This window comes from Herbaspirillum hiltneri N3 (assembly GCF_001267925.1).
Taxonomy (GTDB): Bacteria; Pseudomonadota; Gammaproteobacteria; order Burkholderiales; family Burkholderiaceae_D; genus Herbaspirillum; species Herbaspirillum hiltneri.
In genome coordinates this window covers 4,611,779-4,624,667 of sequence record NZ_CP011409.1, presented here as the reverse complement: position 1 = coordinate 4,624,667, position 12,889 = coordinate 4,611,779, and the positions used below count along the sequence as shown (strand labels likewise).

Sequence of the window (12,889 nt, the reverse complement as noted above, 5' to 3'; positions counted from 1 at the left end):
AAGAACGATGCTGCGATTAGCGTAGAATTGCAGCACTTTTACCGCAATCTATTTCCAAAAAGACAATGGCAATCAAATCCGACAAATGGATCCGCCGCATGGCGGAAAACGAAGGCATGATCGAGCCCTTCGAGCCCGGCCAGGTCCGCGAAGCCAACGGCCAGAAAATCGTGTCCTACGGCACGTCGTCGTACGGCTACGACATCCGCTGCGCCAACGAATTCAAGATTTTCACCAACATCAACTCGACCATCGTCGATCCCAAGAACTTCGATGAAAAATCCTTCGTCGATTTCAAGGGCGATGTCTGCATCATCCCGCCGAATTCATTCGCGCTGGCGCGTACGGTCGAATACTTCCGCATCCCGCGCAGCGTGCTGACGATCTGCCTCGGCAAGTCGACTTACGCGCGCTGCGGCATCATCGTCAACGTCACGCCGTTCGAGCCGGAGTGGGAGGGCTACGTCACGCTGGAGTTCTCCAATACCACGCCGCTGCCGGCCAAGATCTACGCCGGCGAAGGCTGCGCGCAGGTGCTGTTCTTCGAAAGCGACGAGATCTGCGAAACCTCCTACAAGGATCGCGGCGGCAAATACCAGGGCCAGCACGGCGTGACATTGCCGAAGACCTGAATCCGGTCCTGCTCCTTATCGAAAAGCCACCACCGCTGATGCGCTGGTGGCTTTTTTTTGCGCCCGAGCCGTACAAAACTGTCCTGCGCCGTTGAATTTATATGGCCTGATTTTCCCCGTGCAGCGATAGGAATGAACGGCCGGCATCACTATCATCGCTTCACCCCATGGCAGCGGCATTCCAATCGTGTTCGGTTGGCGCGCTGCCCAGGCAGGCCGCAGCAAGCATGCAGGTCGACAGGATGACTGCGGCGCCTTGCTGCAGTTTTTACTTCTTGCGGGACAACGTCGGAACGACGGTTTATCTCCCGCTAAAAACTACAGGATCACTTCATGTTTTCACGTACTCTGAAATTATCGGCGCTCGCGTGCGCGCTGACCGCAGGCGTTTGCGCTTCGTCCGTCGCTGCAGAAGCGCAGGGATGGTATGCAGGCGCCAGTGCGGGCTATGCGCAGAACAAGGTAAGCGGGATCAATTTCATTCCCGGCACCACGCAAAAGAGCAGCGATACCGGCTTCAAGATTTTCGGCGGCTATCAGTTCAGCCCGATCTGGGCGGTGGAACTGGAAGCCGTCAATTTCGGCAAATTCCAGGCGAATTCCGCGTCGCTGAATTCGCGGGTGAAAGCTTCCGCCCTCGGCGCCAGTGTCATCGGCAGCTACCCCTTCTCGAACGAATTCTCCGTGTTCGGCAAGCTCGGCGCCGCCGCGAAATTCACTGACGTGGACGAGCGCGGCACAACTACCGGCGCGGGCGCGTCCACCTATTCCCAAAAGACGACATCCGGCAACGTCCTGGCCGGCGTGGGAGCGGAATATCAGCTGAGCAAGCAGTTTAGCCTGCGTGCGGAGTACGAGTACTTCGGCAAGACCTCGGTCGGCAACAACGGCGCAAAGTTGACCAACAGCCTGGCTTCGGTGGGATTGCGCTTCCATTTCTGATTCTCCCGGCTCTTCCGGCAGGAATCGAGATGAAAATCCGTCGCAGTGCGCTCCGCCTGCGACGGATTTTTCACGTTTATTTGCCAGGCGGGCGACCAGCGCCTCGCGACGCCTTCGCGCACTTCCTCGCTTCCACGATAAACCGCTTGACCGCTCCCGACTGTCCGCTGTCGCGATACGCCAGGTGCAGCGGCGCGGCGAGGCCGGGAGCGTCGTCGATGCTGAGGTAGTTCACCGACTCCAGTTCGACGTGGCGCATCGACGCCGGGATGATGGAGATGCCCAGGCCTGCGGCAACCAGGCTCAGCGTGGACAGGTTTTTGCGCGCCTCCTGTTCGACGTGCGGGCTGAAACCGGCGGCGCGGCAGGCTGCGATGATGGTGTCGTACAGCCCGGGGCCGCTGGGGCGCCGGTTGAGCACGAACACTTCTTCCGCCAATGCCGCCAGAGGCACGCTCTTGCGGCGCTTGTTGCGCACCAGCGGATGGCCGGCGGGCAGGGCGACGATCATTTCTTCCACCATCATGGTTTCGATCGTGATGTCGCTGACGTCGCCTACCGGCGAGCGGATGAAGGCGACGTCAATGCGATTGCGGCTCATCAGCTGGACCAGATCGGTGGTGCTGCTTTCCTCTACGGTCAAGGCGACGTCCGGCGCGGCGTCGCGGAATGCGCGGATCACGGTCGGCACGAACGGATGCAGCGACGCCGACTCGGTGAAACCCACCGCAATGCGGCCCAGCTCGCCGCGCGCGATGCGCCGCACGCCGGCCACGGTGGAGTCGACCTGGGCCAGGATCGTGCGCGCGTCGGCCAGCAGCGCCTGGCCGCTTTCGGTCAGCTCCATGCCGCGCGGCAGGCGCTTGAACAGCGTGACGCCGAGCTCGGTCTCGAGCGCACGGATCTGCTGGCTCAGCGGCGGCTGCTGGATGCCGATGCGTTGCGCGGCCTTGGTGAGGTGGCCTTCTTCGGCCACAGCGATGAAGTAGCGCAACAGGCGCAGGTCGATAGCTGACATATTAATTATGTATGGTTGATGTGATTGCCATATATTAGACAAAATAACGGCGCAAGAGTAGCCTTCTGTTTGTGGTCGCAACGGCCCGCAGAACAGAAGGCGAAACAGCATGCTCAACGACAATAATCCACTTTCATCAGCAGCACCGGCGACACCGGAACCCCGCGTGGTGCCAACCTCGCGCGAGCTGTTCCTCGGCTTCCTCGGCCTCGGCATGACGGCCTTCGGCGGCGCGCTGCCGCTGGCGCACCGCATGGTGGTCGAACGCCATCGCTGGCTCACCGAAGCCGAGTTCGTCGAGCTGCTCGGCCTGTGCCAGTTCCTGCCGGGCGGCAACATCATCAACCTGTCGGTGGCGCTGGGCATGCGCTTTCGCGGCGTCAAAGGCGCGCTGGCGGCGATCTTCGGGCTGATTGCGGTGCCCTCGATGGTGGTGGTGATGCTGGGCATCCTCTACCAGCATTACCAGCACGATCCGCTGATCAAGCATTTGTTCGCGGGACTGGCTGCCGCCGCGTCCGGCTTGCTGATCCAGATGGCAGTCAAGATTGCGCTGCCGCTGCGCAAGAACCTGGTGCTGGCCGGACTGGCGACGATCTGCTTCATCGCTATCGCCTGGCTGCGCCTTCCCCTGCTGTGGACCATGCTGGTGATGACGCCGGTGAGCGTGCTGATCACGGCGAAGTTCGCGGGGAAGGCAAGCGCGAAAGCCGCAAAGGATGACGTCAAGAAGGGAGCGGCATCATGATCCAGACCCTGATTGCACTCGGACTGATCTTCTCGGAATTGTCGGTGCTGGCGTTCGGCGGCGGCAACACGATCCTGCCGGAGATGCAGCGCCAGGTGGTGGAGGTGCACCACTGGATGACGGCGGAAGACTTCAGCGCGCTGTTTGCGCTGGGCCAGGCCGCGCCCGGACCGAACCTGATGATCGTGACGCTGGTCGGCTGGCACGTGGCCGGCTTCTACGGCATGCTGGTCACGACCATCGCCAAGTTCGGCCCGTCTTCGCTGGTGACCATCCTGATGCTGCACGTGTGGGAGCGCTTCAAGGACCGGCCGTGGCGGCGTCACGTGCAGTCCGGCCTGCTGCCGGTGACTGCCGGGCTGGTGGCTGCCAGCGCCGCACTGATTGCGCATGCCTCGGTCAGCAACGGCATCCTCGCGGCGATCACGGCGGCGACGGCGATCGTCGCGCTCAAGACCAAGCTGCATCCCTTGTGGCTGCTGTTCGGCGGCGCCATGGCAGGAATGATCTTCCTGCGGTAGATCGCGCCTGTTCCGGACTTGCCGCGGCAATAAAAAAGCCGATCCGGGTTGGCCGGATCGGCTTTTTATTTATGCCTGACGCTGTCGTTTACTGGCGCACGCAATCCACAAAGTAATCACGGCGGCCGTCCACTTCACGCTTGACCAGGCCATGCACGTCGGTTTCGAAGCCCGGGAATTTCTCGTTGAAATCACGCGCGAACTTGAGGTAGTCGACGATGGTCTTGTTGAAGATTTCACCAGGAATCAGCAGCGGGATGCCCGGTGGATACGGCGTCAGCAGGATCGAGGTGACGCGGCCTTCGAGTTCGTCCAGCGGCACACGGTCGATTTCGCGGTGCGCCATCTTGGAGAACGCATCGGACGGCTTCATTGCCGGCTGCATGTCGGACAGGTACATCTCCGTGGTCAGGCGCGCGACGTCATAGGCGCGATAGGTTTCATGGATTTGCTGGCACAGGTCGCGCAGACCCAGGCGCTCGTAGCGCGCGTTGCGGCCCTGGTTGGCGGCGGCGAACTCGGGCAGGATGCGCCAGATCGGCTGGTTCTTGTCGTAGTCGTCCTTGAACTGCTGCAGCGCCGTCACCAGCGTGTTCCAGCGGCCCTTGGTGATGCCGATGGTGAACATGATGAAGAAGGAGTACAGGCCGCATTTCTCGACGATAACGCCATGCTCCGCCAGGTACTTGGTGACGATCGAGGCCGGGATGCCGTTCTCGCCGAACTTGCCGTCCAGCGACAAGCCGGGCGTAACGATGGTCGCCTTGATCGGATCGAGCATGTTGAAGCCCGGGGCCAGGTTGCCGAAACCGTGCCAGTCGTCTTCCGCCTTGATGACCCAGTCTTCGCGCTCGCCGATGCCGTCGGCGGAGAAGCTGTTCGGCCCCCATACCTGGAACCACCAGTCCTGGCCAAATTCCTGGTCGATTTTCTTCATGGCGCGGCGGAAGTCCAGCGCTTCGAGGATGCTTTCTTCCACCAGCGCGGTGCCGCCCGGCGCTTCCATCATCGCTGCGGCGACATCGCACGAGGCGATGATCGAGTATTGCGGCGAGGTCGAGGTGTGCATCAGGAAGGCTTCATTGAAGGCGTCCTGGTCGAGCTGCACGGTTTCCGATTCGCGCACCAGGATTTGCGACGCCTGCGACAGGCCGGCCAGCAGCTTGTGGGTCGACTGGGTCGAGAAGATCATCGACTTCTTGGCGCGCGGACGGTCCTTGCCGATGGCGTGCATGTCCTTGTAGAAGTCATGGAAAGTCGCGTGCGGCAGCCAGGCTTCGTCGAAGTGCAGCGTGTCGATTTCACCGTCCAGCATTTCCTTCAGCGTCTCGACGTTGTACACCACGCCGTCGTAGGTCGATTGCGTGATGGTCAGGATGCGCGGCTTCTTGTTCACGGCTTCGCGGGCGAACGGATTGGCTTCGATCTTGCGGCGGATGCTCTCCATCGTGAACTCTTCCAGCGGGATCGGTCCGATGATGCCGAGGTGGTTGCGCGTCGGCATCAGGAACACCGGAATCGCGCCGGTCATGATGATGGAGTGCAGGATCGATTTGTGGCAGTTGCGGTCGACCACGACGATGTCGCCCGGCGCTACCGTCGAGTGCCAGACCATCTTGTTGGAGGTCGAGGTGCCGTTGGTGACGAAGTAGCAGTGGTCGGCATTGAAGATGCGCGCGGCATTGCGTTCCGAATCGGCGACCGGACCGGTATGGTCGAGCAGCTGGCCGAGTTCTTCGACGGCGTTGCAGACGTCGGCGCGCAGCATGTTTTCACCGAAGAATTGGTGGAACATTTGGCCGATCGGCGACTTCAGGAACGCCACGCCGCCCGAGTGGCCGGGGCAGTGCCACGAATAGGAACCGTCCTGCGCGTAGTGCACCAGCGCGCGGAAGAACGGCGGCGCCAGGCCGTCGAGGTAGGACTTGGCTTCGCGGATGATGTGGCGCGCCACGAACTCCGGCGTGTCTTCGAACATGTGGATGAAGCCGTGCAGTTCGCGCAGGATGTCGTTGGGGATATCGCGCGAGGTGCGGGTTTCACCGTACAGGTAAATCGGGATGTCGGCGTTCTTGTGGCGGATCTCGCCGACGAAGGCGCGCAGCGACTTCAGCGCGAAGTCGGTTTCTTCGGAGGAGCCGGCGCCGAATTCTTCGTCGTCGATCGACAGGATGAAGGCGGAGGCGCGCGATTGCTGCTGGGCAAACTGCGACAGGTCGCCGTAGCTGGTCACGCCGAGCACTTCCATGCCTTCTTCCTTGATGGCGTCGGCGAGGGCGCGGATGCCCAGGCCGGAAGTATTTTCAGAGCGGAAATCTTCGTCGATGATGACGATGGGGAAACGGAATTTCATAGGTTCTCCAGGAGAACGCATGTGGGATCAGGGTCATGCGTTCAGTTCAGTTAACACTTCGACTGCGCCTGGGCGAAAAGCTTACGCGCTCGGACGGTTGCTTGTTGATAGGGCAAACCGGTCAAAACAATATCGCTGCGAGTTGAAAGGCAGAATCGGAATGATCCGGATCCGGTGCGCTTCCAGCCTGGCAGAACCTTCGTGGACCTGGCGTTCATGCTGGCGTTCCGGATCGCGGCGACGGTGCAGCAGAGGCAGGTTTTAAAAAGAAGCCGAATTTTCGCAGATATCGCCAAACGATGGGGCGAAAAATCCGCGCGTTTTTGTTGAAAATCAGGGAAAAACAACAAAAAAGCCCGCAGGCCTTTCAGCGTCTTTCGTATGTCACAAATGCGTAGTCAAATCCCTGCGCGACTCCCTGAGATTCAGCGTGCCGGGTTTCACGCGCCGTCTCGCGCCATACCTTGCTGTCGATGGCCGGAAAGAAGGCGTCGCAGTCGAAGGCCTGGGCTATTTCGGTGACGATCAGGCGCGTCGCCAGCGGCAGCGACTCGGCGTAGATCTGGGCGCCGCCGATGATGAAGGCGTCGGCACCGGCCACCAGCACCGCCGCCTCTTGCAAGGATGACACTGTTTCGACGCCGGCGTGCGACCAGTCGCGGTTGCGCGTGATGACGATGTTACGGCGGTTCGGCAAAGGCCGTCCGATCGAGTCGAAGGTCTTGCGGCCCATGATGATCGGGTGGCCCGAGGTGGTGCGCTTGAAGTGGGCGAGGTCTTCCGGCAGATGCCAGGGCAGGGTGTTGTTGATGCCGATGCCGTTCTGGCTGTCGGTGGCGACGATGACGCACAGTGCGCCGGAGGCGGAAGGTGTAGGTGACATGCCGATACTTGTGTAGGATTGCCGGAAGTCCGGCGCGCCTGATGGTCTTGCGTCGCCGGTGAGCGCGTCATCTTACAGGACAGCTGCCTGCGATGGAACTTTATGGGACGGAGTTGTCTTTATAGAGGTATTCCCGGTAATGTCCTCAATCAACCCGGCCAGCCTGCATCTGTAATGTCAGCGATGGGTCAGCGATGGTTCTTTGCGGCAACTTCGATTCCGGCGTAGTCTGCAGCGCCGTTGCGGGAAGCCCGCTGGCGCGGCCAACTCGGCAATCATTCACGGTCTTCCCTGTTTCCCGACGAAGTGTTGGGTCAACTCGGGCAACATTGGGTAAACTACGCCAACTTTCGAAACGCGGAAGCGCGTTATCGGATAAGAAAAACTGCATGTCAGACGGAAATCCAATGGTCTTATCTTTGTATCGGCGGGGCGCCTTGAAAGCTGCCGCCACATCCTCCCGTCTTTTGGGCCAGGTGCTTGTACCGGCTGCGCTGATCGCGCTGCTGGCGTTTGTAAACAATGCCGCCGCGTTCGATTTCAACGACGTCGCGGTGCGCGCCAGGGCGCTGGCCGGCAAGTCGTACAAGAAGCCGGCCGACAGACTGCCCAAGGAGATCAAGGATCTCAGCTATGAGCAGGCCAATCAGTTGCATTTCAAGCAAGACCGCGCCTATTGGCGTCCGGAAAAACTGCCCTTCGAGTTGTCATTCGTGCATCAGGGCGGGGGTTACGTCGAGCCGGTGCGCATCAATGAAATCGTCGGCGGCGGAGTGCGCGAGATCGCCTTCAATTCGGCATTGTTCGATTACAGCCATACCCGCATCGATCCGCGCCGCGTGCGCAACATCGGGTTCGCCGGTTTCCGCATTCGCTATCCCGTCAATTCCGCCAAGGAAAAAGACGACGTCCTGACTTTCCTCGGCGCGAGCTATTTCCGCGCCATGGGCAAGGGCCAGGGCTACGGCATTTCGGCGCGCGGCCTGGCGCTCGACACGGCGCTGTATTCGGGCGAGGAGTTTCCGCGCTTCACCGAGTTCTGGCTGGCCCGGCCGAACCCGGGCGACAAGGAACTGACCATCTATGCGCTGCTGGATTCTCCGCGCGCCACCGGCGCCTATCGCTTCGTGCTCCGGCCCGGCGTGGACACCACCATTGACGTCAAGGCGCAGCTGTACCTGCGCGCCAACGTCACCAAGCTGGGCGTGGCGCCGCTGACCAGCATGTTCTTCTTCGGTGAAAACCAGAACGGACCGAGCGACGATTTCCGTCCCGAGGTGCATGACTCCGACGGCCTGTCGATCCAGTCCGGCACCGGCGAATGGATCTGGCGTCCGCTGGTCAATCCGAAGCGCCTGCTGGTGACTGCGTTCAGCCTCGACAATCCGCTCGGCTTCGGCCTGATGCAGCGCGACCGCCAGTTCTCCAGCTATGAAGACCTGGATTACCATTACGAAGCGCGTCCGAGCACCTGGATCGAACCCAAGGGCAAGTGGGGCGCTGGCCGCGTCGAGCTGGTGCAGATCCCGACGCCGGACGAGACCAACGACAATATCGTCGCGTACTGGATGCCGAACGCCATGCCCAAGCCGGGCCAGCCGTTCAATGTCGAGTACAAGATGTACTGGCAAAAGGAAAACGAGAAAAAGCCGCCGCTGGCCTGGGTGGCGCAAACACGTTTCGGACATGGCTATCGCGCCAAGTCCGATGACACCATCGGCATGTCGATTGATTTCGACGGCGGCACGCTCAAGAAGCTGCCTGCCAATGCCAGGGTGGAGGGGACAGTGGAAAGTGACGGCAACGGCAAGATCGTGAGCGTGACAACACGGCGCAACGACGTCACTGGCGGCTGGCGCATGGAGTTGAAATTGCGCCGCAATGAAGATAACAAGCCGGTCGAACTGCGCGGATTCCTGAGGAATGCCGCCCAGAGCGGCGCCGGCGCAACCCTGTCTGAAACGTGGAGCTACATATTACCCCCCAACTGAGGCACGCCTCCGACGCATCCCGCGCGTCGCAACAACTGGAGCGTTATCTCGACCGCCTGCCGCTGACGCCTGAACAGCGCCAGGCGCTGACCGCCCGCGTGGGCGAGCAGGATTCCGGCGATGCCATGCGCGACTTGCACGGCCTGCTGGCAGGGGAGCAGCAACATCGGCATGACAATTCCGCGCAGGACTCCATCGCAGGGCGTCTCGAACTGGCTTATCCGCGCGCTGCGGCCGACGCCATGGCGCCTGCCGCACGCGCCCGGCCGGCCGAGTCGCCGCCTCCTGTCCCGGGGCCCGGCGACGACATCAAGCTGGCGCCGCCGCTCAACCGCCGCTCAATGGTGCCGCGTCCCTGGGGGACCCTCAATCCGCTGTCGCGCTGGGTTGAGGAAGCCACCCGCGCCTTCGAGCAGCGCGCAGCACGCCGCAAGGGCCTGCCGCCGAAAGAACCGGTTTTCGTCGAAGACACGCTCGATCTGCCCGATTCGCCGGATCCGCGCGGCTACTGGACGCACAGCGGCAACGTGCGCCGCGTGGTGCTGCTGATCCTGATGGTGATGCAAAGCGCGCTGGCCACGTATTTCATGAGCGACGTGTTGCCGTACCACGGCGAGAAGCCGCTCGAAATGGTCATCCTCGGTTTGTTCGGCTTGCTGTTCTGCTGGGTTTCGGCCGGCTTCTGGACCGCCATGACCGGCTTCCTGGTGCTCATGCGCGGCGACGATCCGTATCTGATTTCGCACGAGCAGGCCGGTCCGAAATGGATTGCGCCCGATGCGCGCACCGCCATCGTCATGCCGATCTGCAACGAAGACGTGGCGCGCGTGTTTGCCGGCCTGCGCGCAACCTACGAATCGGTGCAGCGCAACGGCGATCTCGACCGTTTCGATTTCTTCGTCCTCAGCGACAGCGGCGAGTCCGACATCTGCGTCGCCGAGCTGCAGGCCTGGGCCGCGCTGTGCAAGGAAGTCGACGGCTTCGGCCGCATCTTCTACCGCCATCGCCGCCGCCGGGTCAAACGCAAGAGCGGCAACCTCGACGATTTTTGCCGCCGCTGGGGCGCCGACTACCGCTACATGCTGGTGCTCGACGCCGACAGCGTCATGAGCGGCCAATGCTTGTCGACGCTGGTTCGCCTGATGGAAGCGCACCCCGGCGCCGGCATCATCCAGACCGCGCCGCGCGCTGCCGGACGCGATACGCTGTACGCGCGCATCCAGCAATTTTCGACGCGCGTGTACGGGCCCCTGTTCACCGCCGGACTGCATTACTGGCAGCTTGGCGAATCGCATTACTGGGGCCACAACGCCATCATCCGGATGGCGCCGTTCATGAAGCATTGCGCGCTGGCGCCGTTGCCGGGCGACGGCAATCTGTCCGGCCCGATTCTCTCGCACGACTTCGTCGAAGCTTCGCTGATGCGTCGCGCCGGCTGGTCGGTGTGGATCGCCTACGACCTTGACGGCAGCTACGAAGAAATGCCGCCGGCGCTGCTCGATGAACTTGGCCGCGACCGCCGCTGGTGCCAGGGTAACCTGATGAACTTCCGGCTGTTCCTGGCGCGCGGCATGCATGTGGTGCATCGTGCGGTATTCGTCACCGGCGTCATGGCCTATCTGTCAGCGCCGTTGTGGGCGCTGTTCCTGGCCTTGTCGACGGTGCTGCTGGCGACGCATACGCTGATCGACCCGCAATATTTCGTCGAGCCGCGCCAGTTGTTCCCGATCTGGCCCGAATGGCATCCCGAAAAGGCCCTGGCGCTGGTCTCGGCCACCGCTACCATCCTGTTCCTGCCGAAGATCCTCAGCGTGCTGCTGATCATCGTCAAGGGGGCGAAAGGCTACGGCGGCGCGTTGCGCGTCACGCTGAGCATGTTGCTCGAACTGCTGTTCTCGATGATGCTGGCGCCGGTGCGCATGTTGTTTCACACGCGCTTCGTGCTGGGCGCTTTCCTCGGCTGGGCGCTGAGCTGGAAGTCGCCGCCGCGCGCCGATAATGAAACCGGCTGGGGCCAGGCGGTGCGCCGCCACGGCGTGCATTCCGTGCTGGGTGTGGCCTGGGGCGCGCTGGTGTACTGGCTCAACCCGTCCTTCATCTGGTGGCTCATGCCGATCGCCGGTTCGCTGATGTTCTCGGTGCCGTTGTCGGTGTTGTCGAGCCGCGTTTCCTTCGGCCGGCTGTTTCGCCGTTTCCAACTGTTTTCGATTCCCGAAGAAGTCGACGCGCCGCGCGAACTGCGCGACACCGTGGCGCATTTGAACGCCACTGCGCCGCTGCCTGGATTTATCGACGCCGTCGTCGATCCGGCCGTCAACGCCTTGGTCTGCGCCGGTGCGCACGGTCATCCGCGCATGCCCGACGCCGGTCGCAGCGCCGGCGATTCGCTGGTGCTGCAGGCGCTGCGTCGCGGCCCTGGGGTATTGACCGAAAAGCAGAAGCACACCTTGCTTGACGATCCGCGCCTGCTGTCGGCGCTGCATTACGCGGTATGGAGTCAGCCGACGCGGCATTCTTCCTGGATGACGCCGACATGAAGAGGGAACCCGTGGACAATCTCGACGACATGACCGCTGAAAATCGCCACCTGGCGGATCAGATCGCGCCGTCCGGCGACGATCGCCGCCGCACGCTGGCGCGACGTGGCTGGAGTGCGTTGGCGCTGGTGCTGGTGATCGCCGCCGGCGTCGCCGGCTGGTACGGCTATCGCCAGCGCCATCCGCAGGCGGTGCCGGTCCGGCTGGAAAGCGTGATCGCCGAGCGCAGCGACATCGAACAGGTGGTCAACGCCACCGGCAACGTCGCCATGCAGAATTACGTCGACGTCGGCACCAAGGTGTCGGGACAGATTTCCGACGTCTATGTCGGCATCGGTGAAACGGTCAAGGAAGGCAAACTGCTGGTGGCGGTCTCGCCGGTGGTGCAAGCCGGCCGCGTCGAAAACAATCGCGCCCAGATGGCGCGCCTGAAGGCGGAACTGGCCGGGCAAAACGCCCAGCTTGATTTCGCCCAACTGCAATTCCAGCGCCAGACCCAGCTCAAGGCCGAGAATGCCACGCGCGAAGAAACCTACGAGTCGAGCCGCATGGGCATGTATTCGGCCGCCGCCAAAGTGGACGCCATCAACGCCCAGATCCAGCAGCTCGACGCCGCCATGAAGGAAGACGAGGCGATCCAGAAGCAGACCCGCATCGTGGCTCCCATCAGCGGCACCGTGGTGGCCTTGTCGGCGCGCGTCGGCCAGACCCTCTCGGCCAACCAGGACGTGCTGATGCGCATCGCCGACCTGAGCAAGATGAGCGTGCAGGCGCGCGTCGCGGAAGAAGACGTGACGCGGCTCCACAAGGGCATGACGGCCTACTTCACCACCCCCGGCTATCCAGGCAAGCGCTGGGCCGGCAAGCTGCGCCAGATCATGCTGCTGCCGGCGGATGACAGCGGCCGCCAGGGCAAGAGGGCGTTCTACACGGTGCTCTTCGACGTCGCCAATCCCAGCCGCGAGCTGATGGCCGGCATGACCGCGGACGTCTTCTTCGTGCTGGACAAAGCCGAACGCGCCATCACCATTCCGGCGGCTCTGGTGGTCAAGCCGGACAACAAGGGCATGCAGAAGCTCAAGGTCCTGCACGCCGGCGGCAAGCTGGAAACACGCGACGTGCGCATCGGCTTGCGCAACGCCGACAAGGCCCAGGTGCTGACCGGCCTGGCCGAGGGCGAGCAGGTGTTGCTGCCGGCGTCGGTGGCGTCATCGCAGCAGCCACAGCAGCAGCGCGACAGTCCCCGCTGATCGCAGTTTGATTT

10 protein-coding genes are annotated in these 12,889 nt (G+C 62.4%); 7 read left to right on the top strand and 3 right to left on the bottom strand.

The features are described 5' to 3' along the window. Positions 1-65 precede the first annotated feature (65 nt). Complete coding sequence (gene dcd / locus F506_RS20810) at positions 66-632, top strand: dCTP deaminase (protein WP_053200600.1); 567 nt, start codon at positions 66-68, stop codon at positions 630-632. Between the two features lie 333 nt (positions 633-965). Next, entirely contained in the window at positions 966-1,574 is a 609-nt protein-coding gene (locus F506_RS20805) for an outer membrane beta-barrel protein (protein WP_053200598.1), read from the top strand. 76 nt (positions 1,575-1,650) lie between these two features. On the opposite strand, the gene F506_RS20800 is transcribed toward F506_RS20805, so the two are convergent. Then, positions 1,651-2,592 (bottom strand): LysR family transcriptional regulator, encoded by a 942-nt coding sequence (locus F506_RS20800; protein WP_053200596.1) that lies wholly within the window; start codon positions 2,590-2,592, stop codon positions 1,651-1,653. Positions 2,593-2,701: 109 nt separating this feature from the next. Between F506_RS20800 and F506_RS20795 the strand changes: the two genes are divergently transcribed. Then, on the top strand, positions 2,702-3,340 hold the full coding sequence (locus tag F506_RS20795; RefSeq protein ID WP_053200594.1) for a chromate transporter: 639 nt from the start codon (positions 2,702-2,704) through the stop codon (positions 3,338-3,340). Next, positions 3,337-3,861, top strand: a complete 525-nt coding sequence (locus tag F506_RS20790; protein WP_053200592.1) for a chromate transporter — start codon at positions 3,337-3,339, stop codon at positions 3,859-3,861. Before F506_RS20795 ends, F506_RS20790 begins: the two co-directional genes overlap by 4 nt. A gap of 88 nt (positions 3,862-3,949) precedes the next feature. On the opposite strand, the gene F506_RS20785 is transcribed toward F506_RS20790, so the two are convergent. Further along, positions 3,950-6,214 carry an arginine/lysine/ornithine decarboxylase gene (locus tag F506_RS20785; RefSeq protein WP_053200590.1) on the bottom strand — a complete coding sequence of 755 codons (2,265 nt, stop codon included), beginning with the start codon at positions 6,212-6,214 and terminating at the stop codon, positions 3,950-3,952. A 367-nt stretch (positions 6,215-6,581) separates the two neighbouring features. Beyond that, positions 6,582-7,097 carry a dihydrofolate reductase gene (locus tag F506_RS20780; RefSeq protein WP_053200588.1) on the bottom strand — a complete coding sequence of 172 codons (516 nt, stop codon included), beginning with the start codon at positions 7,095-7,097 and terminating at the stop codon, positions 6,582-6,584. Positions 7,098-7,504: 407 nt separating this feature from the next. Here F506_RS20780 and F506_RS20775 point away from each other — a divergent pair, with 407 nt between their 5' ends. From F506_RS20775 to F506_RS20765, 3 genes are read left to right on the top strand one after another with little or no spacing between them, the layout of a single operon-like run. Continuing rightward, complete coding sequence (locus F506_RS20775; RefSeq protein WP_053200586.1) at positions 7,505-9,088, top strand: glucan biosynthesis protein G; 1,584 nt, start codon at positions 7,505-7,507, stop codon at positions 9,086-9,088. Next, complete coding sequence (gene mdoH / locus F506_RS20770; protein WP_053200584.1) at positions 9,061-11,625, top strand: glucans biosynthesis glucosyltransferase MdoH; 2,565 nt, start codon at positions 9,061-9,063, stop codon at positions 11,623-11,625. The genes F506_RS20775 and mdoH overlap by 28 nt, the downstream gene beginning before the upstream one ends. Continuing rightward, complete coding sequence (locus F506_RS20765; protein ID WP_083458344.1) at positions 11,622-12,875, top strand: efflux RND transporter periplasmic adaptor subunit; 1,254 nt, start codon at positions 11,622-11,624, stop codon at positions 12,873-12,875. The genes mdoH and F506_RS20765 overlap by 4 nt, the downstream gene beginning before the upstream one ends. The last annotated feature ends 14 nt before the right edge of the window (positions 12,876-12,889 follow it).

Bases quoted from the DNA above. Each gene is read 5' to 3' on its own strand.
- dcd (WP_053200600.1), top strand. From the start codon at position 66: ATGGCAATCAAATCCGACAAATGGATCCGCCGCATGGCGGAAAACGAA.
- F506_RS20785 (WP_053200590.1), bottom strand. From the start codon at position 6,214: ATGAAATTCCGTTTCCCCATCGTCATCATCGACGAAGATTTCCGCTCT.
- F506_RS20765 (WP_083458344.1), top strand. From the start codon at position 11,622: ATGAAGAGGGAACCCGTGGACAATCTCGACGACATGACCGCTGAAAAT.
- F506_RS20780 (WP_053200588.1), bottom strand. From the start codon at position 7,097: ATGTCACCTACACCTTCCGCCTCCGGCGCACTGTGCGTCATCGTCGCC.
- F506_RS20775 (WP_053200586.1), top strand. From the start codon at position 7,505: ATGGTCTTATCTTTGTATCGGCGGGGCGCCTTGAAAGCTGCCGCCACA.
- F506_RS20805 (WP_053200598.1), top strand. From the start codon at position 966: ATGTTTTCACGTACTCTGAAATTATCGGCGCTCGCGTGCGCGCTGACC.
- F506_RS20790 (WP_053200592.1), top strand. From the start codon at position 3,337: ATGATCCAGACCCTGATTGCACTCGGACTGATCTTCTCGGAATTGTCG.
- F506_RS20795 (WP_053200594.1), top strand. From the start codon at position 2,702: ATGCTCAACGACAATAATCCACTTTCATCAGCAGCACCGGCGACACCG.
- F506_RS20800 (WP_053200596.1), bottom strand. From the start codon at position 2,592: ATGTCAGCTATCGACCTGCGCCTGTTGCGCTACTTCATCGCTGTGGCC.